Genomic DNA, 25,888 nt, shown 5'->3' with positions numbered 1-25,888 from the left:
GTGGCCTGCTCAGGGTTTCGGTTTGTCGGTGAGGAACTTGCCTTGCGGCGCGTCGACGTTCTGCTGGCGTCGGGTATTGCCATCGATGCCACCGGCAATCGCCCATTCGGCGAACATCGTCGGGCCGGGCTCGAAGTCCCGCGGCTGCCATTCGCCGGTCAGCTGGTCTTCGTCGGCGTAGTACTCGACCAGCGCACCGGCCGGGTTCTTGAAATACCAGAAGAACGCCGACGACACCGGGTGCCGACCTGGACCGATTTCCGTGGCCCAACCGCAGCGGGAGATGTGCATGCCGCCGCCGAACACTTCGTGCACATCGCGCACGGTGAAGGCGACATGGTTCAAACCGGCGCGAGGGGCGGGCAGTTGCAGCATGAACAAGTCGTGGTGACCGCCTTCTTCGGCGGTGCGCAGGAACGCGCCGCGATCCGGATAACGGTCAGAGGCCTGGAAGCCGAAACGCTCGTGGTAGAAGGCTTCGCAGGCGTTGACGTCCTTGACGAAAAACACCACGTGGCCGACTTCGATTGGCGTGGCACGATCGTAGATCGGCGCGGCTTTGTTGATCCGGCCTTTGGTCTGCCAGGTGTTATGGCCGCTGCATTCGATCTCCACTTCACGCTTGCGCGTCACTTGCAGGCGGATCGCCAGGCCATTGGGGTCGGTGCAACCGATGCGGCCGTTTGCTTCGATGAAGCCCGGGTCGTTGGCGATTCGTTCGCTGTAAAGCTTCAAGTCAGCGTCGCTTTCGACGCCCCAGACCACTTCGCGCACGGTCGAACCAGGTTCGATGGCGGGCGGCAAACCGGCCTTGTTGATGTCGGCGAGCACCACGCGGCAACCGTTGAGGGTTTCGAAGATCACTTCGTCAGGCTGCTCGCTGACTTTCGTCAGGCCCCAGTCGCTGAAAAAACGCGCGCTGGTGTCGAGGTCCTCGACGCCGTAGGTGACTTCATCAATGCCTAAAACGCTCATAACCCAACCTCTCGTTGCACACCGGCCCAGGCCAGTGGCTGTTCATTCATGCCCCAATAGAGGCTTTTCTGTTCCATGTACTGCAGGATGCCGAGGCGACCTTTTTCCCGGCCCAGACCGCTGTCGCGCCAGCCGCCGAACGGTGTGGAAATCGAGAACTGTTTATACGTATTGATCCACACCGTACCGGCCTGAATTTTGCGACCCAGCGCCCAAGCGCGTTTGTAGTCGCGCGTCCAGATCCCGGCGGCGAGGGCGTACAGGCTGTCGTTGGCCTGTTCGAGCAATTGCGCTTCGTCATCGAAGGGCATCGCCACCAAAACCGGTCCGAAGATCTCTTCCTGACAGACCTGTTGGCTGTTGTTCAGGCCTTCGAGGATGGTCGGCGGGTAGTAATTACCCTGGTCGTACACGCCACCGCTCAGGCGCTGGCCACCGAGCAACAAACGTCCACCTTCGGCCAGTCCCAGAGCAACATAACGCTCTACGGATTCACGGTGGCCGGCGCTGATCAACGGGCCCATTTGCGTGCGCTCATCCGCTGGGTCGCCGACGCGCAACTCAGCCGCCGCCGCCACCAGACGCTCCATGAACGGCGCGTACAGCGCGCGGGCGACGAACAACCGTGACCCGGCGATACAGGCTTCGCCCGAAGAGCTGAAAATGCCGTACAACACGCCCGCCACGGCGTGGTCGAGGTCGGCATCCTCAAGAACGATGGTCGGTGATTTGCCGCCCAGTTCCAGCGATACCGGCATCATTTTATCGGCGGCGATGTGGGCAATATGTTTGCCGGTTTTGGTGCCGCCGGTGAACGACACACGCTTGACCAACGGGTGACGGGTCAGCGCATCCCCGAGCAGCGAACCCTTGCCCGGCAACACGCTCAGCAGACCTTTGGGCAGCCCGGCGTCTGCGCAAATGCGTGCTAGTTGCAGGGCCATCAATGGCGTGATTTCCGCCGGCTTGATCACCACCGCGTTGCCTGCCGCCAGTGCCGGGGCGACCTTTTGCGCTTCGCTGGCAATCGGCGAATTCCACGGGGTGATCGCGGCGATCACGCCCATCGGCTCGTAAACGCTCATGCTGACGAAATCACCACGGGACGGCGTGATGGTCTCTTCCAGGGTTTCACAGGCCGAGGCGAAAAACTGGAACGTCCCTGCAGCACTGGCGACCAAAGCGCGGGTTTCGTTGATCGGTTTGCCGTTATCCTGGCGCTGCAATTGCGCCAGTTCTTCGCTGCGCTCGCGGATCAGTTCGGCAATGCGATAGAGCACGCCAGCCCGTTCGTGAGGTTTGCGCTGGGCCCAGCCGCTGTGCAAAAAGGCCTGGTGAGCGCCTTGCACGGCGTCTTCAACGTCATCGACACTGGCGGCGTTGAGCCAGGCCACCGCTTCGCCCGTGGCGGGATAGTACGTGGCGTAACGCTCGCCGCGACCCAGGCGCCAGTCGCCGGCAATGCAGATCGGTAAAGTCTGTTCGAGAGTCATGGGCGGTCCCTTAAATCGAAATCGCGTGGGCGTGGTTGCCCAAGGCACGGACGACGCTATAGACGGTCAGCGCCGAGGTCTTCGGGTTGGCCAGCAGCGGTTTGCCACGCAGGCTCAATTCGAAGCCGCCAAAGGCACCGCGTGCTTCGAAGTGATGGACGTTTTCCTCGCTCAGCGGGTCGGCGATCAGCGTCACGTGGGTCCGATCGAGGCCAAGTCCGGCCAGCGACAAGGTCGCCGCGACGTTGGCATTTTTCGGGTAAAGCCGTGCCGCTTCCCGGGCGCTGCCCTTAAAAATCACCGTGGCTTCGGTAATGCTGTCCAGGTCACAGGCCTGTTCGGCGGGGGTGTTTTTCCAGGCTTTAGCCGGTTTGCGACCGGTGTAATTGACCGAATCGAGCCCGCCGACTTTGGCCGCCGACAAGGCGTCGATGCCGCCAATGGCGCCGGGCAGCAATTCGATGCGGGTCTGACCGCGTTCGGCCGCTGCTTCCAGGCGTTCAACCAGGCCGACTTCGGACAGCGCCCCGACCGAGACAATCAGGCAGGCGATGCCACGTTCCAGTGCTGGCAGCACGTGTTCTTCGATGGCGCGATGGCCGGCGCACTCGACCAACAAGTCAGGGCGCGCATCGGCCGGCAACGCGGTCAGCACTTGCGGTGGTCGCTTGAAGCTGGCCAACCGCTCCCGGACCAATTCTTCCGACCCGGCCGAGGCGATGACATAGTCAACGCACAGCTGCGGGTCCTTCTCCAACAGTTCGAGCACGCCGACGCCAATGGCGCCGCAGCCGATCATGGTGATATGCAACATGACGAGGTCCTCAGGCCGTGGCTTTCTGCGCTTTGGTTTCGCTGTTGGGCGGACCGGCGAACTGGGTGGCGAAGCTGCCGACGGCGAGCATGTCGACTTCCAGCAGGAACGGGCCCGGTTGAGCCAGCGCGGTGTCGACAACACTGCCGAAATTCTTCAGATCGGTGACCAACCCGTGGCGCAGGCTCAGGGATTCGGCCAGCTTGGAATAATCCGGGGTGTGCAGGTCGACGTAGCAGTGACGGCTGCCGTAAACCGCGTCCTGAATATTGCGAATCACCCCGTAGCGCTGATCGTTCATCAGCAGAATCACCACGTTGGCCTTCTCTTGCACCAGTGTCGCCAGTTCGCCGAGGTTGAGGATGAAGCCACCGTCACCGGCGAGGGCAAAGACTTTGCGCTCAGGGTCGGTTTGCGCGGCGGCCACGGCAGCGCCGATGCCCATCGACAAGCCCTGGCCAATGCCGCCGCCCAGCGCATGCACGCCGGAACGTGGGTGGAACAGGGTGAGCAGGCGGTTGCCCCAGATGCTGTTGGACAGCGTGACGTCGCGCACCCAGGAGAAATTGCGCCCGGTGATGGCTTGCAGCTGTTCGACCATGGCCGAGTACGGGCCGAGGTCGGCGATCAGTTGGGTACGGGATTTTTCGCGCACGTCCTTGAGTTCGGCAAGGAACGTCGGGTCGATCTGCAAGCGACCTTCAAGACGATCCGCCAGGCCTTCGAGGGCCAGCGCCGCGTCACCGCAGATGAACAATTCGCTGTTGTAGCTGCGGCCTTCGACGGCCGGGTTGGCGTCGATACGCAGGGTGTTGCGTGGCAGCTTCAGTGCGTACTTGAAGGTTTCGTTGCTGCGCAGGCGCGAACCGGCGATCAGCAGGGCGTCGCAGCTTTGCAGGAACTGTTCGACCCGTTTGTTTTGCGAGAATGCGCCGAGGCAGCGCTCGTCATCTTCGTTGACCACGCCGCGACCTTGAGTCGAGGTGATCACGCCGACGCCCATGTCCAGCAGGCGTTTGACTTGCGCCCCGGCATGCCGTGCGCCGCCGCCGAGCCACAGCAGTGGACGCGTGGCGCTGGCCAGGCGTTCGGCCACCAGGTCCAGCGCTTCGGGCGCAGGCACGGCCACCGGAATCGGCAGGGGAGAGAGGTCGGTCGGCATCGTGATAAACGTCGACTGGATGTCGATCGGGATTTCCACGCTGACCGGTCCGGTGGGTGCTGTCAGGGCGGTCTGCACGGCCAGCTTCATTGTGCTGAGGGCGGTGTCGACGCTGCGTACGCGGAACGCAGCTTTCGACACGGCTTTGAGCATGGTCAGTTGGTCGCGTGCTTCGTGGATGTAGGCGAATTCCTGGTCCAGGTACGGCGTTTCGATCTGCCCGGTGATGTGCAGCAGCGGTGTGCCAGCGGTCAGCGCTTCGACCATGGCGCCAGCGGCGTTCCCAGCCGCGGTGCCAGTGGAGGTCAGGCAAACACCCAGGCTGCCGGTGGTGCGGGCATAGGCATCGGCCATGTTGGTGGCGCCGGCTTCGCCACGGGCCATGACGAAGCGGATGTTGCCGCGAACGGCGAAGGCATCGAGGATCGGCATGTTGTGGATCGAGATCACGCCGAACGCGGCCTTGACGTCGCACTGCTCGAGAAACGCGGTGATGGCAGCGCCAACGGTGACAGTATTTTCATTACGCATGGCGGGACAGGCCTCCAGAAACATCGATATGGCTGCCTGTGGTGTAAGCCGACAGAGGCGAGGCCAGAAACAGGATCGCGCGGGCCGCTTCAATCGGCAGGCCCAGGCGCCCCAAGGGAATGTGTTTTTTACGTGCCAGCTGGGCGGTCCATTGGCTCCAGTCCAGGTCCCGCTCTTCGCGGGCCTCGAAACGTCGGCGCCATTGCCCGGATTCGACCAGGCCGATGAGGATGCCGTTGACCCGAATGCCTTCACTGGCAAATTCGGTGGCCATCGAGCGCACCAGGTTCATCACGCCGGCACGCGCCGCCGAGGTGGCGACCATGTGCGGTTCCGGCTGGCTGGCCAGCAAAGAATTGACGCAGACGATGGCTGCGTTCAGTTGACCTTGCAGCTGTGCCTTGAAGGCGCGGACCGGGTTGATCACCGAGAAAAATTTCAGGTTCAGCTCTTCGGTCCAGGCGCTGTCTGTGGTGTCGGCGAAGGTCGAGACCCGGCCTTGCCCGGCGTTGTTGATCAGCACGCTGGCCGGGCCCAGGGCGGCCAGGCTGGCGGCGGCAAACGCCTTCACCGAATCGGCGTCGAGCACATTGCAGACCTGGGCCAGCAATCGCGCCTGAGGAAAACGTTCGCGCAATGCGCCTTCGGCACGGCGCAGGCGTTCTTCGTCGCGACCGCAGAAAGCCACGGCCGCGCCAGCTTCGAGCAGCAGTTCGACGCAGGCCAGGCCAATGCCCGACGAACCACCGGTGACGATCGCGGTGCTGTCTTGCAGTTGATAAAGACTCATCTCAATCCCTCATCAACGCAGTGACGCGGTGCTGACCGTCATGGGCAGCGGCGCTGTTGTAGTTGAGCAACCGCGACAGTTCGTCAGCGCTGCGGCGCACCTGCAGCAGGACTTCGTTGAAGTTGACGTGACCGATCTGCGCGGTCGGGATCGTGACGCCCAGAGCGGCGACGATCCGGCTGGTCTCATCGCGCACCGGGGCGGCGATGGTCGAAATCGTTGACTCGAAGAAACCTTCGCTGCTGACGAAACCGCGCTGGCGGTCGGCTTGCACCATGTCAAACAGCTCCATCACGTTTTTCGGCGTGCCGTCCGAGAACTGCTCCAGGTGTTCTTCCGGGTACAGTTCACGCAACTCGGCCAGCGACAGGTCTTCGAGCAGAATCCGCCCGAGCACCGTGGCATGGGCCGGCAGACGGGTGCCGACGTTGACCGCGCTGGAGAACACCGACGGCGGCGACACTTTGGCCACGTAGACAATCGAGCGACCATCGCGCACCACCAGATTGCTCGGGTAGTTGAGGCGGTCGCACAAACGGGCCAGCAGTGGCTGGCCGAGTTCGGTCAGTTCCAGCGAGGCCAGGTATTCGAACCCAAGGCGCAGCACTGACATGCCCAGGCGGTATTCGTTACCACTGCGAGTGACGAAACCCATGGTTTCCAGGGTCGTCAGCAGCCGAAAGATGGTTGAGCGCGGCAACGCCAGACGCCGGGCCAGTTCCGGTGCGGTCAGCGTACGATTGCGCCGGCTGAATTCGCAGAGCAACAGCAAACCGCGTTCCAGGCCCGGCACGATGTATTTGTCCTGAGCGTCCTTCAGCAGATCTGAATCGTTCATAGGGATGCACCTGTCAGGGATTCTTTAATGGCAAAGGCCAGGCGGCCCGCCACGACATGAGGTTGTTCGATCGGGCAGGCATGCCCGGCATCGGGGATCAGGTTGAAAGTGGCACCCAACGCCTTGGCCAGGCTCAGGCAGCTTTCGGGGGCGGTGATGCCGTCGGCTTCGCCGCAATGCACTTCGCAAGGCATCGACAGCGGGGCATGCCGCAGCAGGTCATCGCTGCACAGCAGTTCAATGGCCTGGCGATAGCCATCGGGATTGAGCCGCGCCATGTTCCACTGCACCCAGGCATGTGCCTGTGGGCTGGCGGTGGGCGAAAGCATGAAGGCGCTGCGTTGCTCGGCCATCTGTTGAATGCTCAGTTGTTCCAGGGCCCGCAGGCGTTTGCCGCGCACTTCCTGGCGCAGCAAGGCGCGCGATGGATGGCCGTAGCCTTGGGCCGGGCTGATCAACACCAGCCGGCTGATCCGCTGTTGCTGCACGCCGCTGGCGAACGCCGTGGCGGTGATCGCCCCGAGGGAATGCCCCACCAGCACACAGCGCTCAATGCCCAGTGCATCGAGCATCTGCAGCAGTCGTTCGGCGTAGTCCGAAGCATCGGGGGCCAGCGACCGCAGCGGCGTCGAATCGCCGTAGCCGGGAGCGTCCCAGGCAATCACCCGGGCGCTTTTGCCAAGTTCCTGCGCCACCTCTAACCACGATGCCGAACCCGAGCCAATTCCGTGCAACAACACAACAGCCGGCCCGGCCCCGCATTCGCGAAAGGCCTGGCGGCCGCCTGCAATCTGCAGCGTGCGCTGGGGAAAGTTCAGGGCCAGCTGTGCCTGGAGGTCGGCCGTGAGCGGGGGGACGAGAGTGTCGATGGCGTGCAACATGGGCTTATCCGCGCTTGATCGAGGCCAGAGGGTGTTCTGGCGGGTAGGTCGGGGTCAGTGGTTTTTTCGCGCCGAGCATCACGCACATCAGCGCGTCTTCATCGCCAATGTTGATCTCTTCGCGGTACACGCCGGGCGGCACGGAAATCACGTCGCGGTCGGTGAGGATGGTTTCGAAACGCTCGCCGTCCTTCTCGATCACCACTTTGAGTTTGCCGCGCAGCACAAAGAACACTTCTTCAACGTCGGTGTGCAGGTGTGGCGGGCCTTCGTGACCGGCCGGAATCACCATGGTGGAGAACGTGAAGTTCTCCGACGGGATGGTGTTCATGTCGGTGCTCACGCCCGTGCCGCCGGTGCCGATGTAGCGCATTTGCGCACGACGGAATTTCGGGTCGTAGTCGGCCTGAAACTTCAGTGCGTTCCAGTCGTACTTGCGCGTGTCGTAGCGGGCGATGCGGGTTTGCATCCAGCTTTCAAGATCGCTGCCGGCCGGTTGTTCCCAGCTTTTTAGGGTGTTTTGTGCGGATAGATCGGTCATGGCTGTCTCCAGATTCAAGGCATGACGAACCCGCCGTTGACCGGCAAGGTTTGTCCAGTGATGAAGCGGGCGAGGTCGGACAGCGCGAACAGCACGGCGCCGCTGACGTCTTCGGGAAGTTGTGGGCGTTGAATGGCCCGTTGGTCGTTGTACAAACGGTGGCGGGCTTCGGGCACGTAGGCGGTGGCTTCGACTAGCACCAGGCCGGGCGCGATAGCGTTGACCGTGATGTTGTCGCCGCCCAGTTCGCGGGCCAGGCTGCGGGTCATCGCGATGATGGCGCCCTTGCTGGCGACATACGCCAGCAGGTTCGGCGCGCCCCACAGCGGCGTGTCGGACGCCAGGTTGACGATGGCGCCACGACCACTGGCGCGCAGGGCCGGCAGGCACGCTTTGGTCATCAGCCAGGTGCCGCGCACGTTGACTTGCATGACCTGATCCCAGGTGTCGAGGCTCAGCTCTTCGCAGGTCTTGCCGCCAGAGTTAGTGATTGAAGCGTTGTTCACCAGACCGTCGAGGCCGCCGAGCAATCGAAAGGTTTGCGCCACGCAGGCGTCAATCGAATCAGGCTGCGCCAGGTCAACCGTCACGCCATGCACGGTCAGGCCTTCGGCGGCGAGTTCAGTGGCCGATTGCTGCACGCGTTCGGCGAGGATGTCGGCGATCACCACGTGGGCACCGGCGCGGCCGATGGCTTGGGCAAAGGCATAACCCAATCCACGGGCGCCCCCGGTGACCAGCACACGGCGGCCTTCGAGCAAACGATTGAGGGCCGTCATCATTGCGTACTCAGCATGGCTTTGGGCATGTAATGCAGCACGCGTTTCTCAGCCCAGACCACGGCGCCGTAGGAGAGCACACCGATCAGCGTGAGCATGACAATGGCGACGAATACGCCGGCGGTATTGCCTTGGCCTTCGGCATCGACCAGCAAGAAGCCCAGGCCCTGGTTACCGCCCACCAACTCACCGACGGTGACGCCGATCACGGCCAGGGTCGAGGCAATGCGCAAGCCCGAGAACAGCGCAGCCATGGCCGAGGGGAATTCCACCAGGCGGAAGATCTGCCAGCGACTGGCGTTCATCGTCCGGACCAGGTTAATCATGTCTGGGTCAACGGTGCGGATGGCCGAGAGCACGTTGATCATCACCGGGAAGAACACGATCAGGATGGCGATCAGGATCTTCGGGTAAATGGTGTAGCCCAGCCACATCACGAACAGCGGGGCGAAGGCGACTTTGGGGGCGATTTGCAAAGCCAGAATGTACGGCGACAGCATGGCTTCGGCGGCAGGCGAGAGCCCGAGGGACACACCGATCGCCACACCGAGCAGAGCGCCCAGGCCGAAACCGACAATGATCTCGAACGCGGTAATCAGGGTGTGCTGCAACAAGCCGCCGGTTTGCCACATCACCACACTTTCCTGGGCCACGCGGCTCAGGTGCGGCATGACGAATTCGGGCATGCCGAGCAGTCCCGGGCCCCATTGCCAGAGCACCAGGAACAGGATCAGCAGGGCAACGCTGCCGAGCATGGAGTTATTGAGGTTTTTCATCGTGTCGTTACCTTGTTGTCACTCGCCGTTATTGCGCAGCTGTTTGGGTGTCGATGAACTGGTTGGTGTAGAGGTCGTCGAGCTTCGGTTCCTGGGTGACGATGCCTTCGCTGACATAGAACTTGCGCACGGCTTCCAGTCGCGCGGGATCGATCCGGCCGAGTACGGTTTGATTGGCGTAGACGTGCTCGACGTAAAGCTTGAAGACCTTCTCCAGCGAATCTTCCTTGCCGGCATACGCGGGGACCGCTTTGGCGAACGTGACCGCTGCGGCGCGCGGGTCCTGGATGATGTCGCGCATCCCTTGCAAGGTGGCCTGGACCACGCCGCGTACAATTTCCGGATGGGTCTTGATGGCGTCGTCTGAAGCGAGGATCGCCTGGGCCATGCTCTCGAAAATCTGCGATTGCGGGATCAGTTTGATCTTCACCCCGGCTTCTTCGGCGTTGACCACCCAGTCCGGTACACCGGCCATTGCCTGGGCTTTGTCAGCCGAGAACAACTGCCAGACGCCCGCCGGGCCGGCAGCCTGGATACTCACGTCGGTTTTGCTCAGGCCGGCTTTGCGAAGGGAGGCGAGCAGGGCGTAGTAAGTGGTGTCCGAGTAGGACATCACCGTCATGGTCTTGCCCTTGAGGTCAGTGATCGAGTTGATGTTTTCGGCGGCGTTGGTGGCAATCATAGTCACACCACCGGCGCCGAGAACGGCGACGGAGCGCACTGGAATACCGTTGGCCCGCACCACAATCGGGGTATCACCCAGGGCTCCGCCGAGCATCGCGTTACCGGCGCCGATCTGTTTCGCCACGTCCACGCCACCCTTGGCAGCAATGAATGTCATGTTCAGGTTCTGGGCGGCGTAGTAGCCCTTTTCCTGGGCGATGATCCACGGGGCGAAGGCCGGCGAGTTCGGCGGTGCCGGCAACAAGTAAGTCACGTCGGTGGGCTGCGCCTGTGCGGCGAAAGCCATGCCCAGGCCGAGCGCTATCGCGCTGGCCTGGCTAAAACGTTGAAACAGAGACTTGAACATGCGTACTCCTGAATCGGTTGATGGCCGCAAGGGCATTGATCAATGCAGTTCGGTGTCTTCGCCGACTTTCAGCAATTCCATCAGGCGACCGGCCAGCGGGCCGATCTCCGGCAGCTTGCGGCGCTCCAGCGGGTTGTCGCGAAACGGCAGGTCGACGCTGATTTCTTCGATGATCGTGCCGGGGCGGGCACTCATGACCAGCAGCCGGTCGGACATGGCGATGGCTTCGATCAGGTCGTGGGTAATGAACAGGGCGGTTTTCTTCTCATCGAAAAGCATCCGCGCCATGTCCTGCTGCAAGATCATCTTGGTCTGCGCATCGAGGGCCGAGAATGGCTCGTCGAGGAACAGCACTTGCGGGTCGATGGCCAGGGTGCGGGCCAAGGCGGCTCGTTGGCGCATACCGCCCGACAACTGGAACGGGTAGTGGTCGGCAAAGCCTTGCAGGTGGCAACGATCGAGCAGATCTTTGGCCACGGCCTCACGTGTGGCGGCCGGTACGCCTTGTATTTCCAGACCCAGTTCGACATTGCGACGAATACTGCGCCATGGCATCAACAGGTCTTTTTGCAACATGAACGCGACCTGGCGGACCGGTCCGGTGACCGCTTCGCCGCCGACGAAAACTTCCCCTTCGGTCGGTCGGTACAGGCCGGAGCCCATATTGAGAATCGTGCTCTTGCCGCAACCGGATGGGCCGATGATCGACACCACTTCACCGCGGCGAATCTTGAAACTGACGTCGCGAATGGCAAACGGCGCGTCGGACTTTCCTTTGGCCGGGAAACTTTTACCGACATGGCGGAATTCAATTTCAGTGGGCTCCAGGTCTTCCTTGGGAGCGGGTTTATTCCATTGAGGAGCGATGGCGTACATCTCGTTCACAGCCATTGGGAAGGGTCTCTGGTCTGTTTTATAGGTGATACGCCGTTTAGTGCATGAACAATGCCAGAGCAGGGCCAAGTTGAGTATTTGTTGAAAAAGTCTTGTTTATTAAAGAGTTGTGAACTTCTTAATGTTTTTTGCGTGTTTCATATATAAAACGTGGTTTCTTATTTGGCACGAAATTGCACATCGGCTGTGCACGAGATGAGCGTTCAAGAGAAAGGAGTGCTTTTTTAGGTAACGCAGGGAGGGGGACAAGTGCGATTTTGTTTTATATATGAAACAGAATAACTCCGGGACGTGTGGCGTCAGTTCGGGCCTCCTCGTGAGCAAGCCTGCTCCCTAAGGATTGGTGTCGATCAAACTGTCGATCTAACACACGCCTAATGTGGGAACGGGCATGCTCGCGAAAGGGCCGGCGTTGACACGTAAAATTCCGGATCAGTCGTACTCGTCATGCCGCCGCCACCAAGGCCCCGTTTCATTGCGCCCCTTTGGCGCACGATCAAGCCATTGGTACATGCCCCATAGCCCATCCAGCCCGCGGGCATAGGTGGAATAGCTGTGATAGACGACGCCATCCTCAAGCACAAACGCACTCAAACCCGGCCGGTCGCGCGAGTAGGTGGGCGCATCGGTGCCGCAGGAAGCGGCGAACCGGGCGACGGGCTCCGGGACCTGTGTCGCGTCCATCGCGTGGCCGCCGCGCTGGTAGTTGTAGTCGACCAGCCCTGCGCGCTGTTGCGCCTCGGTGAAGTAGACATTGAAGTCGGCGGTGAAATCGCTGTCGGGCTCGGACACCCAAGGGAACGTCCAGCCCATCCGCCGCTTGTACGCTTGCAGTGTCGCCAGAGGCGCGCGGGAGACGGCGATCAGGGTGACATCGTGGTTGGCCAGGTGGACGACAACACCGTTGAAGCCGTCGGCGATGGCCGAGCAGGAGGGGCAGCCGGCCTGGTAATCCGGGCCGAACATGAAGTGGTAGACCAGCAGTTGCGAGCGGCCCTGGAAGAGCTCGGCCAGGGTGACGCTGCCTTGGTCGGTGTCGAATCGGTAGGGCTTGTCGACTCGAACCCACGGTAACGCCTGGCGTTGCCGCGCCAGTTCGTCGCTGCGCCGTGTCAGCGCCTTTTCCGCGTCGAGCAGTTCGAGCCGCGCGGCCAGCCATTCTTTACGCGTTGCAGTCATGTGTGTGGTCATGATGGTTCGCTCCCTGGGTGTCGTCCTTCGTGATGGGCAGTCGTGAGATAGACTAAACAGCGGGTAACCGACGGTGGGAGTGACAAGTGTGGCGGGATTCCGATGGATTCGCTGATCACGGCAGCGGCGCGGGCGCTGGCGGCGGGTGATCCGCTCGGTGCGCTGGACCGGGTCGCACTGCGCGACGATGCGCCAGCGCTTGCGCTGAGGGGCATCGCGATGGCGCAGCTTGGCGATCTGGTTCGGGCGAAGGCGCTGGTGCAAAAGGCCGCGCGGGCCTTTGGGCCGAAGGAGGCGTTGGCTCGGGCGCGGTGTGTGGTCGCCGAGGCCGAGATTGCGCTGGCGTCGCGGGATCTGGGTTGGCCGGTGAAGGCACTTGAGGCTGCGCGGGTGACGCTGGAGGCCCACGGCGATCGGGTCAACGCTGCCCATGCGCGGTATCTGCAGATCCGGCGTTTGTTGCTGATCGGGCGGCTGGATGAAGCCGACAGCCTGCTTGCCGAACTCGACCCCGCACCATTACCCCCGGCACTGCGCGCTGCTCACGAACTGATCGTGGCAGGCATCGCGATGCGGCGACTGGAATCGAACAAGGCACGCTCGGCCCTCAGCAGAGCCGAGCACGCCGCGCATGACGCCGGCATTCCTGCGCTGACGGCAGAGGTCGAAAACGCAGCCCTGGTCCTGAACACGCCCGCCGCACGATTGATTGCCGGTGGCGAGGAAACGCCCTTGTTGCTGGATGAGGTTGAAGCATTGCTCGCGTCAACCTCGCTGGTGGTGGATGCGTGCCGGTACGCTGTGCGTGGCGCCGGCATGTCGGTATCCCTCGCCACGCGCCCGGTCCTGTTCACCCTTGCACGGGCGCTGGCCGAAGCCTGGCCCGGAGATGTACCGAGGGAAGTGCTGATCGCCCGAGCCTTCCGTTTGAAGCACGCCGATGAATCCCTTCGTGTCCGCCTGCGCGTCGAAGTCGGGCGACTGCGCGCGGCGCTCAAACCCTTGGCCGGCGTCAACGCAACGCCGCGCGGGTTTGCACTGGTGCCGCTGATTGCCGGCGACGTTGTGCTGTTGGCTCGCCCGGTGGAAGAGAAACACGCGGCGGTGTTCGCCTTCCTCGCCGACGGTGAGTCGTGGGCGAGTTCGGCCCTGGCGTTGGCCCTTGGCGCCAGTCAGCGGACGGTGCAACGGGTGCTCGATGAACTGGCCTCCACCGGCAAGGTGCAGTCGTTCGGTCGCGGCCGGGCGCGACGCTGGATGACCCCGCCGGTGCCGGGTTTCGCGACGACCTTGTTACTCCCGGCGCCACTGCCCAGTGACTAGGATCACTGCACACACCCCGTGACGAGGAAGCCAACATGAAAAGCTCAGCTGCAGAAATCCTCCGTGAATATGGCCCGTTTGCCGGCGTCGACAAAATCCATGGCGTCACCTACGACGGCCAGCATGTCTGGTTCGCGACCGGCGACAAACTCAATGCCCTCGACCCTGCGAGCGGCAAGACGCTGCGCTCGATCGATGTCGCCGCGCATGCCGGCACCGCTTTCGATGGCCAGTACCTGTTTCAGATTGCCGAGGACCGCATCCAGAAAATCGACCCGCAGACCGGCCGTGTACTCGCCACCATCCCGGCGCCCGGTGGCAGTGACTCAGGGCTGACGTGGGCTGAAGGAACGCTGTGGGTCGGTGAATATCAGGAGCGCAAGATTCATCAGATCGATCCCGAGACCGGGAAAATTCTGCGCACCCTCGAATCGAACCGCTTTGTTACCGGCGTGACCTGGATTGATGGACAGCTGTGGCACGGCACGTGGGAAGAGGAGGAGAGCGAGTTGCGACACATCGATTCGAACACCGGCGAAGTGCTGGAAAGCGTGAAGATGCCGGCCGGGGTTGGCGTCTCGGGCCTCGAATCCGACGGCGCCGATCAATTCTTCTGCGGCGGCGGCACCAGCGCAAAAGTGCGAGCAGTGCGCCGCCCCAAATAATAATTAAGGCAACCGTGTAGGGTTCGCGTTGTGGTTTGATTGAGCCACTCAAGGCGCGCCAAATAGCATCGTCCAGTAAACCCCTTCATCACTGCGCGAATCCGCGGCATACGCCGCACCCATCTGGGTAAACATCGGGTTCATCAGGTTCGCGCAATGACCTGGGCTGGCCAGCCAACCCGACATTGCCTTGCTCGGTGAGCCCTGGCCGGCCGCGATGTTCTCGCCAATCTGCCGACCACGAAAACCCGCCGCCCGCGCCCGATCCGCCGGGCTATCGCCGTCGGGATCCTGGTGGGCGAAGTAGTTGCCGTACGCCATGGCCTTGCTGTGTCCTTGCGCCGCAGCGCCGAGGGCGGCGTTCCAGGCCAACGGCCGTGCGGCGGCGAAACGCTGACGACCGCACAGACGCGGTTTCGCACGCGCCGCATTGACCTGCGCCAGCAAGGCCTTGCTGACGGCACGAGTATCGCCTACCTGACCGTCGAGCACCGGCCGCGCCAGCACCACCTGCCATTCACTCCGCGCGCGACTGACGCCAATGTCGGCGAACTGGGTGTCGAGTAACGCCCCGCAGTAATCGCTCTGGAGCCTGTCAAAGGCCTCGTCGGCATCTTGCGCACCGACCACCCGCAGGGTGCGCACCGTCACCGCTTGATAGCCGGATGCTTTCAGGCGGTCGCGCAAACCGCCGCTATAGCCGATCGGCAACGCCAGGTTCGACTTCAGCGCCAGCGGCATCAATGCTCCACCTGCCCGCCCGGAACAATGAGAGGGATGGGCACGGTAGTCATTGATGGCTTCCACCAGTTGGCGTTCTGCACCGGCATGGGCGGGGCTGGCGAACAGCGAAATCAGGGGAGTCAGGCACAGCGAAGCAACGCGAAACGAGCGGACGAAGTGGCGCATGAGGTGGACGGCTCTGATGAAGTGACACGCTGAAGGTGGAAGTGGAGCCGAACGAAGCGCGTTTTGTGTCGGCTGTCGGTAGCTTCGCGGCGGCTCTGAGACTGGCGTTTCGAGACTTGGTTCACGAGGTGGCCGACAAATTGCGCAAGGGCGCCGAAGCGCCGGGGAGGTGTCGTATCATGAGATTTTTTTCGCCACAGAAGGATCCTCCCATGGGCTTGAGCAAACGCGAGCAGGCGCACATCGAACGTCGCCTGGTTGCCACCCTGACTGAGGCGTGTGAGACGGCCAAAGCGCAAATCGTCGGGTTCTCCTGGTTGACCCACGAGGTCGATTACGCCGAATTTCCCGCCAGCCTGAGGATCGTCTGGGTATTCGACACCGATGCGCATAAAAACCAGGCACTGGCCGCCGGGCAGGGTGAGTGCATGGTCGAGTTGACCGCGATTGCGTTAGGCGAGGCGGATGTGCTGCTCAGCCCGGTTGCGGCCCATGTGCAATTCGATTCTGAAGAACAATGCCAGCGCGCCAACGCCGGGAATTGGCAGCAACGTTTGACGCGCAAGCGTTCGACACGGGGCTAGCGTTGTTATTTCGAAAACCTCCGCGCACCCACCACGCACAGGATCACCGCAACGGTGACACCGAGCATGCCGATGCTGACCTGCTCATGCAGCAGCGTGGCCGCCAGCGCCAGTCCGAAGAACGGCTGTAGAAGTTGCAACTGGCCGACCGCGGCAATCCCTCCTTGGGCCAGTCCGCGGTACCAGAAGACGAAACCGACCAGCATGCTGAAGACCGATACGTAAGCCAGGCTGATCCACGCGGGTGGGCTGATTCCTGAGAACGAAGGCGGTGCAAGGAACCCGGTCAGCGGGATCATCACCGGCAGTGACAGCACCAAGGCCCAGGAAATCACCTGCCAGCCACCGAGGGTCCTTGAGAGCTTCGCTCCTTCGGCGTAGCCCAGGCCACAGGCGAGGATCGCCAGCAACATCAGAATGTCCCCGGCAGGGTTGGCGGTCAGGCCCTGGGAGAGCGCAAACCCGACCACCAGCGCGCTGCCCAGGATCGAGAAGACCCAGAAAACCGGACGCGGCCGCTCGCCGCCGCGCAAGACACCGAACGCCGCAGTGGCGAGCGGCAGCAGGCCGACGAAGACGATGGAATGCGCCGAAGACACGTACTGCAGCGCCAGCGCCGTCAGCAGCGGAAACCCCACGACAACGCCCAACGCGACGATGGCCAAGGACACAAGCTGATGGCGGGCAGGGCGCTGTTCTTTAAACAGCAGCAGCATGCACAGCGCCAGCAGCCCGGCGATGGTCGCGCGGGCAACCGTCAGGAAAACCGGGTCGAATTCCAGTACCGCCAACCGAGTTGCCGGCAGCGAGCCGCTGAAAATGAGCACGCCGATGAACCCGTTGAGCCATCCGCTAGCGGTTCGTTCGGTCGTTGAGTTTTGCAGAAGAGAGGTCCGTTCCATTTGGGTCACACTCAAGAATGTTTGCGTGAACGCCATCGTATGATCGAAGATCAGCACAATCAAAAAATTGTCATGGATACATCTCGACATGCCTCGTTCCCGCTACAAGTCATTGGTGGATGCGTTTGCGGCGGACATCCGCTCAGGGCGATTGCTGCCCGGCACGCGCTTGCCCACGCACCGACAGCTCGCCACCACAGAAGGCCTGGCGTTGGTGACGGCAAGCCGGGTTTATGCAGAGCTCGAAGCCATGGGCCTGGTCAGTGGCGAGACCGGGCGCGGCACTTTCGTCAGGGAGACCTCGTTACCGCCCAGCCAAGGCATCGACCAGAAAGTCGTCGCCACCGGCATGATCGATCTCAACTTCAACTACCCATCGTTGCCCGGCCAGGCAGAGCTGTTGCGCACGGCGCTGCGTCAACTGGCCCTGGCCGGTGATCTGGAATCCCTGCTGCGATACCAGCCACACGCCGGGCGCCCGCATGAGCGCGCTTCGGTGGCGCGTCATTTGCGCGCCCGAGGGCTGACGGTGGAGGCCGAGCAAGTGTTGATGGTCAGTGGCGCTCAACACGGGCTGGCCGTAACCCTGATGGCACTGCTGCAACCCGGTGATGTGATCGCCGCCGATGCGCTGACCTATTCAGGTTTCAAGGTATTGGCCGAATCCCTGCACCTTGAGATCGTGCCCATTCCCGTTACCGTTGATGGCCCGGATCTGCAGGCACTGGACAACCTGTGCCGCAGTCGTCGCGTGCGGGCCGTGTACACGATGCCGACGCTGCACAATCCGCTGGGCTGGGTGATGAGTGCCGATCAGCGCGAGCACCTGGTAACGATTGCGCGCCAGCATGAATTGCTGATTATCGAGGACGCCGCCTACGCCTTCCTGGTCGAGAATCCCCCCGCGCCATTAGCGCAACGGGCCCCCGAGCGGACGGTTTACGTGTCAGGGCTGTCCAAAAGCGTAGCCACCGGATTACGCGTTGGCTTTGTTGCCGCGCCCCTCGAAAAAGTGCCCGCGTTCGAGCGAATCATCAGGGCGACCACCTGGAATACCCCCGGTGTGATGACAGCGCTGGCGTGCGCGTGGCTCGACGATGGCACTGTCATGCAACTCGAAGATGAGAAGCGCCGCGACGCCCAGGCCCGGCAATCCATGGCCGCCGAGGTGCTGGCGGGACTTGAGTGCGTGAGTCATCCTTCGTCGTATTTTCTTTGGCTGCCGTTGTCTGAAGACGCCAGGGCTGATCAGGTCGCCGCGGCGTTAATGCGTGAACACGTGGCGGTTTCAACCGCGGAGCCTTTTACGATTTCTGCGCACGTGCCGCATGCCATTCGATTGGCGCTGGGTTCGGCGGAGATGGGCCCGCTGCGGGAGGCGCTGGAAAAGGTCAAGTGGGTGATTGGCGCGTATTCATAGGCGCTACTCACTACAAGCCTCATTGACCGCTTTCTCGGCGCGTTCGATTTCCTGCTTGGTGTCAGTGGTTATTCGCTGTTTTTTCAGTTTCTGTTCGAGGAATTGCTGACTGCCCTGTGTTTTCAGTTCTGCGTTGGTGGCGGCGTCCTGCACTTCCAGCTCGGCCGCGTGTGCGTCGATGACCGCTTCAACCTCGGCATCATTGGTGGCACTGTCCAGGGCGCTGACCAATTTGCCGACGTCCGCCTTCTCGGCCTCGGCGTACGCTTCGACAGACAGTCCGGCAGCCATCGCCCGGGTTCGAATTTCCAGCGCTTGCATATGCTCCTGCGCTGCCTTGCACACCGCCTGCTGGCGTTCGCTCTCGCCCGCTTTCCATTCCATAAATTCGCGCGTCGTCACACCAATCACCGCCAGGATGAGGGCGGCCCCAATTAATCGGCCTCTCACATTTCACAACCTCAACAGTCAAGGAACAGGGTTTCGTGATTATTGCCCGGGTCCATCCAAGGCATTAAAAGCGTAGCAGGGCGAGCGGTGCTGAAAAGCAATTTTTGTCGTTTCGTGACCGGCGTCATTCCCCCACTCACACGCCCCATCCCTCCCTGACCGCCGTCCGAATCCCCTCCAGCAACATCGCAAACGCCGGGTTGTCGTTGTTCTCGCGCCAGATCAAATGCAGTTCGCTCTGCACGCCTTCCCCCAGATCGATATCGCGAAACACCACATTCTTGAACACCACGCTGCTGGCGCAACGCGGCACCAGGGCCAGGCCCATTCCGGCGTTGACCAGTGCCAGGATAGTCAGTGACGAGCCGAGCCATTGCACGTATTCCGGGGCCACGCGGGCAGAGCGCAGCATGCCGGTCAGCAGTTCGTTGAACGGCGGGTAGGCGGCGTGGGAGTACATCAGGAACGGTTGCGCGTCGAGGTCTTGGACCGACACGGTGTCGGCACGGGCCAGCCGATGATTGCTCGGCACGGCGAGGACGAAGGGCTCGCGCACCAGGCATTCGGTGGCGTAGCCCGGTTCGAGCAAGGGCGCGCGGACGATGCCGAGATCGATACGCCGGGCGCGCAGGGCTTCGTGCTGCTGGTAGGTGTTCATCTCCGACAGGTCGATTTTGACATGGGGCTGTTTAAGCCGCGCTTCGGCGATGACTTTGGGCAAGAATTCGTACACCGCGCTGCCGACAAAGCTGATGTTGACTGAACCGATGTCGCCTTCGGCAAAACGTCGGGCCGTGACGGCGGCTTGTTGGGCGCGCTCCAACAGGTTCTGCGCTTCGATGAAAAAGGCCCGGCCGGCGGCGGTGAGGGCGACGCTGCGGGTGGTGCGGGTGAACAGTTCGACCCCCAGGTGGTGCTCCAGCAGTTGAATCTGCCGGCTGAGCGGCGGTTGCGTCATGTTCAGCCGTTCGGCGGCACGCCGGAAATTGAGTTCGGTGGCCACCGTAGTAAAGCAGCGCAGTTGAGTCAGCTCGAACATTGATCTAATCCAGGTATCAATCGAATGCCAAGTTAGATTAGACGGGATCAATTGTCGCGTCCATCATCGCCTCGTCCCTAAAAAAACAATGAGCGGGAGATGCCTCTTGAATACCCTCCAGAATCCGCCGGAGCCGACCGTGCTTGCCCGCGCGGCGGCCAAGGTCAAGCGCCATGTGCTGCCGCTGTTCGTCGTGATGTTCATCGTCAACTACATCGACCGGGTCAACATCGGCTTCGTCCGTAGCCACATGGAAACCGACCTGGGCATCGGCGCTGCGGCCTATGGCCTGGGTGCCGGGCTGTTCTTCATCGGCTACGCGATTTTCGAAGTGCCCTCCAACATGCTGCTGCAACGCTACGGCGCCCGCGCCTGGCTGACGCGCATCATGTTCACCTGGGGCGCAGCCGCGATGGCCATGGCCTTCGTGCGTGGTGAAACCAGCTTCTATGTGCTGCGCTTCATTCTCGGCGCGGCCGAGGCGGGCTTTTTCCCTGGCATCATTTACTACTTCACCCAATGGCTGCCGTCGACCGAACGGGGCAAAGCCATGGCGATCTTCCTCAGCGGTTCGGCGATTGCCTCGGTGATTTCCGGCCCGGTGTCCGGTGCATTGTTGAACGTCAGCGGTTTCAGCCTGCATGGCTGGCAGTGGATGTTCCTGATTGAAGGCTTTGCTTCCATCGTGCTGTGCGGGTTTGTCTGGTTCTGGCTGCAATCCCATCCCCGTGAAGCGAACTGGCTGAGCGCCGAAGAGAAGGACGCACTGACCAGCGCCATCGCGCTGGAACAGCAGGCCCGTGAAGCCGCGCAGACGGTCAAGCCGTCGATGTTCAAGTTGCTCGCCGACAAGCAGATCGCGCTGTTCTGCTTCATCTACTTCTCCATCGCCCTGACCATTTATGGCGCCACGTTCTGGCTGCCGAGCATGATCAAGAAAATGGGCAACCTCGGCGACTTCCAGGTCGGCCTGTTCAACTCGATTCCATGGCTGATTTCCATCGTCGCGATGTATGGCTTCGCCGCCATGGCCAGCAAATGGAAACACCAGCAGGCGTGGGTCGCCCTGACGCTGGTGATCGCCGCGTTCGGCATGTTCATGTCCACCACCGGCGGGCCGATCTTCGCCTTCGTCGCCATCTGTTTTGCGGCCATTGGTTTCAAGGCGGCTTCGGCGCTGTTCTGGCCGATTCCGCAAGGCTATCTGGATGCGCGCATCGCGGCGGCGGTGATTGCCCTGATCAACTCCATCGGCAACCTCGGCGGTTTCGTTGCGCCGACCGCGTTCGGTTTTCTCGAGCAGAAAACCGGGTCTATCGAAGGCGGCCTCTACGGCCTGGCCGCCACATCACTGGTCGCGGCCGTGGTGATCTTTTTCGCGCGCACGGCACCCCGTGGCGACGCAGCGGCAACAACAACCCTCAATCATCAAGCCTTGAGTTCAGGTTCAAAGGGAGCAGCCTCTTGAAAATCAAACGTGTCACCGTCACCCCCATCGCTTTCCGTGATCCGCCACTGCTCAATGCCAGCGGTATCCACGAACCCTTCGCGCTGCGCTCGATCATCGAGATCGAGAGCGACAATGGCTACATTGGCCTGGGCGAAAGCTACGGCGACGCCCCGGCGCTGGCGATCCAGCTGCAACTGCAAGATCAGCTGATCGGCCTCGACCCGTTCAACCTCAATCAGCTGCGCGCGATCGTCCAGGCCACCGTGGCGGCGAACAAACCGGCGAGCATGGCCGGTGCTGAACTGGCGCCGGGCTCCCATGCCAGCAAAGCGGTGAGCAATGCGTATTCGGCATTCGAAGTGGCGTTCCTCGATTTGCAGGCGCACTCGCTGAATGTGCCGCTGGTGGACTTGCTGGGCGGAGCGATCCGCGACGAGATTCCGTTCAGCGCCTATCTGTTTTTCAAGTACGCCCAGCATGTCGACTCGCCCTACAAACCCGACAGTTGGGGCGAGGCGCTGAACGAAGAGCAGATCGTCGCCCAGGCCCGGCGCATGATCGAGACCTTTGGTTTCAAGAGCATCAAGCTCAAGGCGGGTGCGCTGGAGCCGGAGCATGAGGTGGCGTGCATCAAGGCGCTGAAAAAGGCGTTTCCGGGTTATCCGCTACGGATCGATCCGAACGCCAACTGGTCGCTGGACACCTCGATTCGCATGGCCGAACTGCTGGGTGACGACCTGCAATATTACGAAGACCCGACGCCGGGCCTCGAGGGCATGTCCGAACTGCACAAACGCACAGGCCTGCCGCTGGCGACCAACATGGTCGTCACCGATTTCGATGAATTCCGCCGCAGCGTGGCGTTGAACAGCGTGCAGATCGTCCTCGCCGACCACCACTATTGGGGCGGCCTGCGTGATACCCAGGCGCTGGCGAAAATGTGCCAGACCTTTGGCTTGGGCGTGTCCATGCATTCCAACTCGCACCTGGGCATCAGCCTGATGGCGATGGCGCATGTCGCGGCCTCGGTGCCCAACCTTGATTACGCCTGCGACACGCATTACCCGTGGCAGGAGCCGGACGAAGAGGTGATCAAGGGCGGCAAGCTGCCGATCGTCGACGGCTGCGTGAAGATCACCCGTGCGCCGGGCCTGGGTCTGGAACTGGACCACGATCAACTGGGCAAGCTGCATGACCAGTACCTGACCTGCGGCATTCGCCAGCGCGATGACGTGAAGCAGATGCAGCGTTACAAGCCGGAATGGAAAACCGTCAAACCGCGTTTTTAATCGCTGGAGATTGTTCTGATGGGGCGCCAATGTGCTCCATCAGGCCATACCTTTCCCCGCCCCATCACAAACCATCACCGATCAGCTTCAGGTACTCGGGGCTCTCGCCGATGGAGTTGTGCCCGACACCCGGTATGACCTTCAGCACCGCCACGCCGTTGGCGAAATGCGTGTAGAGCCGATCCGTACTTGAACGCGGTATCACTTCATCGTTCTGCGCCGCGATCACCAGCGTCGGCACGGCGATGTGAGCCGCAAATTTCCAGGATTCAAACTTGTCCCGCAGCAGCCACTTCACCGGGAATATCGGGTATTGCCGTGCCGCCAGTTCCTCAAGGCTGTTGTACGGCGTGATCAGCACCAGACGCGCCGCCGGTCGGAGGCTGGCGAGACGCACGGCGACGCCCGAGCCCAGGCTGCGACCGACCACCGCAATGTGCGGGTGTGTGGCGTAGACCAGGTCAAACAAGGTCATGGCATCGCGGGCAATCGCCTCTTCTGAGGGCGAACCGGAACTGCCTCCGTAGCCTCGGTAATGAAGCAGGTAGAGGGCATGATCCGGGAACGCCTGCGAAAACTCGGGCAAGCTCCGGGAAACGTCCTCGGCATTGCCACCGAAATAGATCAACGCGTTCGGCCCGTCATGCGCTCGAACAGTCACCTGCACCTGCGCATCGTCCACCGCCAGCGTCAGCAGCGCTTCGGAGGTGCCGATGGCACGCGGTTGCGGGAAGTAGATGAGCGCGCGTTGAAATACCAACAGTGCAGCGCACAGCGCCAGATACACCACAGCAGCGATAACGACGATAGACACCAGGGTTCGTGACATTCGGCTAACTTTAGTGGGCGACATTGACTGCTCTGGCCTGAAGACTGCAAGCGTTTGATCGCTGTCAGAGTGTAGTAGACCCACGCGAGACGCAGCGGGAGGGCGCCCATGCCCATCGTGCTCAAATGGCTCGACGTTCAGCCCTGCGAAAGAGCGGCGGTGATGCTGGGGTTCGCCTTCCATTTCTGCGTGCTGGCCAGTTATTACTTGGTGCGGCCACTGCGTGACGCCTTGGGCCTGGAGGGCGGCGCCGACAAATTGCAGTGGCTGTTCACGGCCACGTTCGTCGTGATGCTGTTGATGGTGCCGGTGTTCGGTGCGCTGGTGTCGCGGCTGCCGGCCACGCGATTCGTGCCGTTGATCTATCGCTTGATTGCCTTGTCGATGCTGGTGTTTGGCGTGCTGATCGCCAATCGCGTTGCGCCGGTGACGGTTGGGCGGGTGTTTTTCGTCTGGATCAGCATTTACAACCTGTTCATCGTTTCGATCTTCTGGAGCGTGCTGGTGGACCGGTTTTCCAGCGAACAAGGGCGGCGGCTGTTCGGTTTTGTCGCGGCGGGAGGCACGTTGGGGACGTTCATCGGGCCGTTGCTGGCCGCGACGATGGCCACGCGTTTAGGCCCGGTGGCATTGACCGTCGCGGCGGCGGTGCTGCTGGAAATCGCGGTGCGCTGTTATCGAGCGCTGCTGTCGCGTACCGAATCGCAGTCCGGTAACCGCTTGCTGGACGAACGGCGCATGGGCGGCAGCATGTTGGCCGGGGTCACGCTGATCCTGCGCTCGCCTTATTTATTGGGGCTGGTGGCGTTCATGCTGTTGCACACCAGCGCCGCGACCTTGTTGTATTTCGAACAGGGGCGAATTGTGGCGGGTAGCTATGCTGATGTTGTCAGCCGGACGCAGTTTTTTGCGGTCGTCGATTTGATCGTGTCGGCACTGACGTTGATCTTTCAGCTGGTGTTGACCGCGCCGTTGATTCGCCTGGTGGGTGTCGGCGGGGCACTGGCGGCCTTGCCGTTGGCGACGGTCGTGGCGTTTGCCGCCATGGCCCTGGCGCCCGTGCCGGCGACTGTCGCCCTGGCACAAGGGCTGCGCCGCGCCGTCGAGTTCGCCATCGTGCGCCCGGCGCGGGAAGTGTTGTGGACGGTGGTCAGCCGCGAGGAAAAGTACAAGGCCAAGAACGTGATCGAAACCTTGGTCTATCGCGGCGGAGATGCCGCCAGTGGCTGGCTGTCCGCCGGTTTGACGGCGCTCGGTGCCGGTTTTGGCCTGGTGGCGCTGGTGATCGTACCGTTTGCCGGGGTGTGGGGCTGGTTATGCCTGTGGCTGGCCAGGCGCCAGGCGCAAAAGGCCGGCAGCCAAGAAGTGGAAGGGCAAAACCATGAGCCACACTGATGGATACACGCGTCGAAAAATACTCACGCTGGCTGCCGGTGCTTCGGCGGTTTTCACCTTCGAGTCGGCTTTTGCAGCCTTCACGCCATCGACGGAAACAGGAGGCAAGAACATGCTGACCCGAGCCATTCCTTCCAGCGCGGAGCCGTTACCCATCGTCGGGCTGGGGACCTATCGCGGCTTTGATGTCAGGCCTGCCGATCCTGCGTACAAGCACCTGCCGGCGGTGCTCAGTGCGTTGTTCGAGAAGGGCGGGACGTTGATCGACAGCTCGCCAATGTACGGTCGCGCCGAGCAGACCACCGGTGAACTGTTGTCGATCCATCAGCCGCGCTCGCCTGCGTTTCTGGCCACCAAGGTCTGGACCCGTGGCCGCGACGAAGGCATCGCGCAGATGGAGCAGTCGTTCAAGTTGCTGCAAACCGACCGTATCGATCTGATGCAGATTCACAACCTGCTGGACTGGAAAACCCATCTGCCGACATTGCGCAAATGGAAGGAAGAAGGGCGCATTCGCTACATTGGCATCACCCATTACACGGCGTCGGCGTACGACGAAGTGGAGGCGGTGCTCAAGGCCGAAACGCTGGATTTCTTGCAGATAAACTATGCGCTGGACGACCGTGGCGTCGAGAAGCGAATCCTGCCGCTGTGTCGCGAGCGCGGCGTGGCCGTGATCTGCAATCGCCCCTTCGGCGGCGGTGGCTTGATCGGCCGATTGAAAGACAAGCCGCTGCCCCGATGGGCTTCGGACGTGAATGTGAAAAGCTGGCCGCAGCTGGCGCTGAAGTTTTTGCTGACGCATTCGGCGGTGACCTGCGTCATCCCTGGCACCGGCAACCCGCGCTACATGGCGGAAAACGCAGGTGCCGGTTTTGGTCCGATGCTCACAGGGGCGCAACGCGAACAGTTGATTGATTTGGTGGGGTAGGCGAGGG

At 62.0% G+C, this 25,888-nt stretch carries 26 protein-coding genes; 8 read left to right on the top strand and 18 right to left on the bottom strand.

The features are described 5' to 3' along the window. Positions 1–9 precede the first annotated feature (9 nt). From ACIPL2_RS10235 to ACIPL2_RS10175, 13 genes are all read right to left on the bottom strand, one after another. Positions 10–975, bottom strand: a complete 966-nt coding sequence (locus ACIPL2_RS10235; protein ID WP_401355676.1) for a VOC family protein — start codon at positions 973–975, stop codon at positions 10–12. Beyond that, positions 972–2,468 (bottom strand): aldehyde dehydrogenase, encoded by a 1,497-nt coding sequence (locus ACIPL2_RS10230; RefSeq protein WP_401355673.1) that lies wholly within the window; start codon positions 2,466–2,468, stop codon positions 972–974. The genes ACIPL2_RS10235 and ACIPL2_RS10230 overlap by 4 nt, the downstream gene beginning before the upstream one ends. A gap of 10 nt (positions 2,469–2,478) precedes the next feature. Continuing rightward, positions 2,479–3,282, bottom strand: coding sequence for an aspartate dehydrogenase (locus ACIPL2_RS10225; protein ID WP_401355671.1), 804 nt, complete (start codon positions 3,280–3,282; stop codon positions 2,479–2,481). 10 nt (positions 3,283–3,292) lie between these two features. Continuing rightward, the gene (locus tag ACIPL2_RS10220; protein WP_401355668.1) at positions 3,293–4,975 is read right to left on the bottom strand and encodes a thiamine pyrophosphate-binding protein; all 1,683 of its coding nucleotides are present in this window, start codon (positions 4,973–4,975) and stop codon (positions 3,293–3,295) included. Next, a complete protein-coding gene (locus ACIPL2_RS10215) occupies positions 4,968–5,765 on the bottom strand; it encodes an SDR family oxidoreductase (protein WP_401355665.1) in 798 nt (265 codons plus the stop codon). The genes ACIPL2_RS10220 and ACIPL2_RS10215 overlap by 8 nt, the downstream gene beginning before the upstream one ends. Position 5,766: 1 nt before the next feature. After that, complete coding sequence (locus ACIPL2_RS10210) at positions 5,767–6,603, bottom strand: IclR family transcriptional regulator (protein ID WP_401355662.1); 837 nt, start codon at positions 6,601–6,603, stop codon at positions 5,767–5,769. Then, the gene (locus ACIPL2_RS10205) at positions 6,600–7,484 is read right to left on the bottom strand and encodes an alpha/beta fold hydrolase (RefSeq protein ID WP_401355660.1); all 885 of its coding nucleotides are present in this window, start codon (positions 7,482–7,484) and stop codon (positions 6,600–6,602) included. The genes ACIPL2_RS10210 and ACIPL2_RS10205 overlap by 4 nt, the downstream gene beginning before the upstream one ends. Before the next feature lie 4 nt (positions 7,485–7,488). Further along, the gene (locus ACIPL2_RS10200) at positions 7,489–8,025 is read right to left on the bottom strand and encodes a cupin domain-containing protein (protein WP_401355658.1); all 537 of its coding nucleotides are present in this window, start codon (positions 8,023–8,025) and stop codon (positions 7,489–7,491) included. A gap of 14 nt (positions 8,026–8,039) precedes the next feature. Further along, positions 8,040–8,807, bottom strand: a complete 768-nt coding sequence (locus tag ACIPL2_RS10195; protein ID WP_401355656.1) for an SDR family oxidoreductase — start codon at positions 8,805–8,807, stop codon at positions 8,040–8,042. Next, positions 8,804–9,580 carry an ABC transporter permease gene (locus ACIPL2_RS10190; protein ID WP_027923579.1) on the bottom strand — a complete coding sequence of 259 codons (777 nt, stop codon included), beginning with the start codon at positions 9,578–9,580 and terminating at the stop codon, positions 8,804–8,806. Before ACIPL2_RS10190 ends, ACIPL2_RS10195 begins: the two co-directional genes overlap by 4 nt. Before the next feature lie 28 nt (positions 9,581–9,608). Next, positions 9,609–10,610, bottom strand: a complete 1,002-nt coding sequence (locus ACIPL2_RS10185; protein WP_401355654.1) for an ABC transporter substrate-binding protein — start codon at positions 10,608–10,610, stop codon at positions 9,609–9,611. Between the two features lie 39 nt (positions 10,611–10,649). Continuing rightward, positions 10,650–11,486 carry an ABC transporter ATP-binding protein gene (locus ACIPL2_RS10180; RefSeq protein WP_401355746.1) on the bottom strand — a complete coding sequence of 279 codons (837 nt, stop codon included), beginning with the start codon at positions 11,484–11,486 and terminating at the stop codon, positions 10,650–10,652. Positions 11,487–11,936: 450 nt separating this feature from the next. After that, positions 11,937–12,695 carry a DUF899 domain-containing protein gene (locus ACIPL2_RS10175; protein WP_401355651.1) on the bottom strand — a complete coding sequence of 253 codons (759 nt, stop codon included), beginning with the start codon at positions 12,693–12,695 and terminating at the stop codon, positions 11,937–11,939. Positions 12,696–12,797: 102 nt separating this feature from the next. Here ACIPL2_RS10175 and ACIPL2_RS10170 point away from each other — a divergent pair, with 102 nt between their 5' ends. Both ACIPL2_RS10170 and ACIPL2_RS10165 read left to right on the top strand, forming a co-directional pair. Next, positions 12,798–14,018, top strand: coding sequence for a helix-turn-helix domain-containing protein (locus tag ACIPL2_RS10170; RefSeq protein ID WP_401355650.1), 1,221 nt, complete (start codon positions 12,798–12,800; stop codon positions 14,016–14,018). A gap of 35 nt (positions 14,019–14,053) precedes the next feature. Beyond that, positions 14,054–14,683: a DUF5074 domain-containing protein gene (locus ACIPL2_RS10165; protein ID WP_401355647.1), complete on the top strand. Its 630-nt coding sequence runs from the start codon at positions 14,054–14,056 to the stop codon at positions 14,681–14,683. 48 nt (positions 14,684–14,731) lie between these two features. On the opposite strand, the gene ACIPL2_RS10160 is transcribed toward ACIPL2_RS10165, so the two are convergent. After that, positions 14,732–15,592 (bottom strand): CAP domain-containing protein, encoded by an 861-nt coding sequence (locus tag ACIPL2_RS10160; RefSeq protein WP_401355645.1) that lies wholly within the window; start codon positions 15,590–15,592, stop codon positions 14,732–14,734. A 212-nt stretch (positions 15,593–15,804) separates the two neighbouring features. Here ACIPL2_RS10160 and ACIPL2_RS10155 point away from each other — a divergent pair, with 212 nt between their 5' ends. Beyond that, on the top strand, positions 15,805–16,176 hold the full coding sequence (locus ACIPL2_RS10155; RefSeq protein WP_401355642.1) for a hypothetical protein: 372 nt from the start codon (positions 15,805–15,807) through the stop codon (positions 16,174–16,176). Between the two features lie 5 nt (positions 16,177–16,181). Here the strand turns inward: ACIPL2_RS10155 and ACIPL2_RS10150 are convergent, their stop codons facing one another. After that, positions 16,182–17,078, bottom strand: coding sequence for a DMT family transporter (locus ACIPL2_RS10150; protein WP_401355639.1), 897 nt, complete (start codon positions 17,076–17,078; stop codon positions 16,182–16,184). 88 nt (positions 17,079–17,166) lie between these two features. Here ACIPL2_RS10150 and ACIPL2_RS10145 point away from each other — a divergent pair, with 88 nt between their 5' ends. Continuing rightward, entirely contained in the window at positions 17,167–18,498 is a 1,332-nt protein-coding gene (locus tag ACIPL2_RS10145) for a PLP-dependent aminotransferase family protein (protein WP_401355636.1), read from the top strand. Positions 18,499–18,501: 3 nt separating this feature from the next. Here ACIPL2_RS10145 and ACIPL2_RS10140 read toward each other — a convergent pair whose 3' ends face one another. Beyond that, positions 18,502–18,882, bottom strand: coding sequence for a hypothetical protein (locus ACIPL2_RS10140; RefSeq protein WP_401355633.1), 381 nt, complete (start codon positions 18,880–18,882; stop codon positions 18,502–18,504). A gap of 202 nt (positions 18,883–19,084) precedes the next feature. After that, on the bottom strand, positions 19,085–19,987 hold the full coding sequence (locus tag ACIPL2_RS10135; protein ID WP_401355631.1) for a LysR substrate-binding domain-containing protein: 903 nt from the start codon (positions 19,985–19,987) through the stop codon (positions 19,085–19,087). Between the two features lie 106 nt (positions 19,988–20,093). On the opposite strand from ACIPL2_RS10135, the gene ACIPL2_RS10130 reads away from it, so the two are divergent. Both ACIPL2_RS10130 and ACIPL2_RS10125 read left to right on the top strand, forming a co-directional pair. Further along, positions 20,094–21,455, top strand: coding sequence for an MFS transporter (locus tag ACIPL2_RS10130; protein ID WP_401355630.1), 1,362 nt, complete (start codon positions 20,094–20,096; stop codon positions 21,453–21,455). Then, on the top strand, positions 21,452–22,726 hold the full coding sequence (locus ACIPL2_RS10125; protein WP_401355628.1) for a glucarate dehydratase family protein: 1,275 nt from the start codon (positions 21,452–21,454) through the stop codon (positions 22,724–22,726). Before ACIPL2_RS10130 ends, ACIPL2_RS10125 begins: the two co-directional genes overlap by 4 nt. Positions 22,727–22,790: 64 nt before the next feature. On the opposite strand, the gene ACIPL2_RS10120 is transcribed toward ACIPL2_RS10125, so the two are convergent. Further along, entirely contained in the window at positions 22,791–23,579 is a 789-nt protein-coding gene (locus tag ACIPL2_RS10120; RefSeq protein ID WP_401355625.1) for an alpha/beta hydrolase, read from the bottom strand. Between the two features lie 84 nt (positions 23,580–23,663). Here ACIPL2_RS10120 and ACIPL2_RS10115 point away from each other — a divergent pair, with 84 nt between their 5' ends. After that, positions 23,664–24,950, top strand: coding sequence for an NTP/NDP exchange transporter (locus ACIPL2_RS10115; RefSeq protein ID WP_401355622.1), 1,287 nt, complete (start codon positions 23,664–23,666; stop codon positions 24,948–24,950). Continuing rightward, the gene (locus tag ACIPL2_RS10110; RefSeq protein ID WP_401355619.1) at positions 24,937–25,881 is read left to right on the top strand and encodes an aldo/keto reductase; all 945 of its coding nucleotides are present in this window, start codon (positions 24,937–24,939) and stop codon (positions 25,879–25,881) included. The genes ACIPL2_RS10115 and ACIPL2_RS10110 overlap by 14 nt, the downstream gene beginning before the upstream one ends. Positions 25,882–25,888 lie beyond the last annotated feature (7 nt).

The sequence above is a fragment of the Pseudomonas sp. NPDC086251 genome, from assembly GCF_044746405.1.
GTDB lineage: Bacteria > Pseudomonadota > Gammaproteobacteria > Pseudomonadales > Pseudomonadaceae > Aquipseudomonas.
This window is presented reverse-complemented; position numbering and strand designations above follow the sequence as displayed.

Excerpts from the sequence above, each read along its gene's own strand:
- ACIPL2_RS10235 (WP_401355676.1), bottom strand. The coding sequence starts at position 975 with ATGAGCGTTTTAGGCATTGATGAAGTCACCTACGGCGTCGAGGACCTC.
- ACIPL2_RS10230 (WP_401355673.1), bottom strand. The coding sequence starts at position 2,468 with ATGACTCTCGAACAGACTTTACCGATCTGCATTGCCGGCGACTGGCGC.
- ACIPL2_RS10225 (WP_401355671.1), bottom strand. The coding sequence starts at position 3,282 with ATGTTGCATATCACCATGATCGGCTGCGGCGCCATTGGCGTCGGCGTG.
- ACIPL2_RS10220 (WP_401355668.1), bottom strand. The coding sequence starts at position 4,975 with ATGCGTAATGAAAATACTGTCACCGTTGGCGCTGCCATCACCGCGTTT.
- ACIPL2_RS10215 (WP_401355665.1), bottom strand. The coding sequence starts at position 5,765 with ATGAGTCTTTATCAACTGCAAGACAGCACCGCGATCGTCACCGGTGGT.
- ACIPL2_RS10210 (WP_401355662.1), bottom strand. The coding sequence starts at position 6,603 with ATGAACGATTCAGATCTGCTGAAGGACGCTCAGGACAAATACATCGTG.
- ACIPL2_RS10205 (WP_401355660.1), bottom strand. The coding sequence starts at position 7,484 with ATGTTGCACGCCATCGACACTCTCGTCCCCCCGCTCACGGCCGACCTC.
- ACIPL2_RS10200 (WP_401355658.1), bottom strand. The coding sequence starts at position 8,025 with ATGACCGATCTATCCGCACAAAACACCCTAAAAAGCTGGGAACAACCG.
- ACIPL2_RS10195 (WP_401355656.1), bottom strand. The coding sequence starts at position 8,807 with ATGATGACGGCCCTCAATCGTTTGCTCGAAGGCCGCCGTGTGCTGGTC.
- ACIPL2_RS10190 (WP_027923579.1), bottom strand. The coding sequence starts at position 9,580 with ATGAAAAACCTCAATAACTCCATGCTCGGCAGCGTTGCCCTGCTGATC.
- ACIPL2_RS10185 (WP_401355654.1), bottom strand. The coding sequence starts at position 10,610 with ATGTTCAAGTCTCTGTTTCAACGTTTTAGCCAGGCCAGCGCGATAGCG.
- ACIPL2_RS10180 (WP_401355746.1), bottom strand. The coding sequence starts at position 11,486 with ATGTACGCCATCGCTCCTCAATGGAATAAACCCGCTCCCAAGGAAGAC.
- ACIPL2_RS10175 (WP_401355651.1), bottom strand. The coding sequence starts at position 12,695 with ATGACCACACACATGACTGCAACGCGTAAAGAATGGCTGGCCGCGCGG.
- ACIPL2_RS10170 (WP_401355650.1), top strand. The coding sequence starts at position 12,798 with ATGGATTCGCTGATCACGGCAGCGGCGCGGGCGCTGGCGGCGGGTGAT.
- ACIPL2_RS10165 (WP_401355647.1), top strand. The coding sequence starts at position 14,054 with ATGAAAAGCTCAGCTGCAGAAATCCTCCGTGAATATGGCCCGTTTGCC.
- ACIPL2_RS10160 (WP_401355645.1), bottom strand. The coding sequence starts at position 15,592 with ATGCGCCACTTCGTCCGCTCGTTTCGCGTTGCTTCGCTGTGCCTGACT.
- ACIPL2_RS10155 (WP_401355642.1), top strand. The coding sequence starts at position 15,805 with ATGGGCTTGAGCAAACGCGAGCAGGCGCACATCGAACGTCGCCTGGTT.
- ACIPL2_RS10150 (WP_401355639.1), bottom strand. The coding sequence starts at position 17,078 with ATGGAACGGACCTCTCTTCTGCAAAACTCAACGACCGAACGAACCGCT.
- ACIPL2_RS10145 (WP_401355636.1), top strand. The coding sequence starts at position 17,167 with ATGCCTCGTTCCCGCTACAAGTCATTGGTGGATGCGTTTGCGGCGGAC.
- ACIPL2_RS10140 (WP_401355633.1), bottom strand. The coding sequence starts at position 18,882 with ATGGAATGGAAAGCGGGCGAGAGCGAACGCCAGCAGGCGGTGTGCAAG.
- ACIPL2_RS10135 (WP_401355631.1), bottom strand. The coding sequence starts at position 19,987 with ATGTTCGAGCTGACTCAACTGCGCTGCTTTACTACGGTGGCCACCGAA.
- ACIPL2_RS10120 (WP_401355625.1), bottom strand. The coding sequence starts at position 23,579 with ATGTCGCCCACTAAAGTTAGCCGAATGTCACGAACCCTGGTGTCTATC.
- ACIPL2_RS10115 (WP_401355622.1), top strand. The coding sequence starts at position 23,664 with ATGCCCATCGTGCTCAAATGGCTCGACGTTCAGCCCTGCGAAAGAGCG.
- ACIPL2_RS10110 (WP_401355619.1), top strand. The coding sequence starts at position 24,937 with ATGAGCCACACTGATGGATACACGCGTCGAAAAATACTCACGCTGGCT.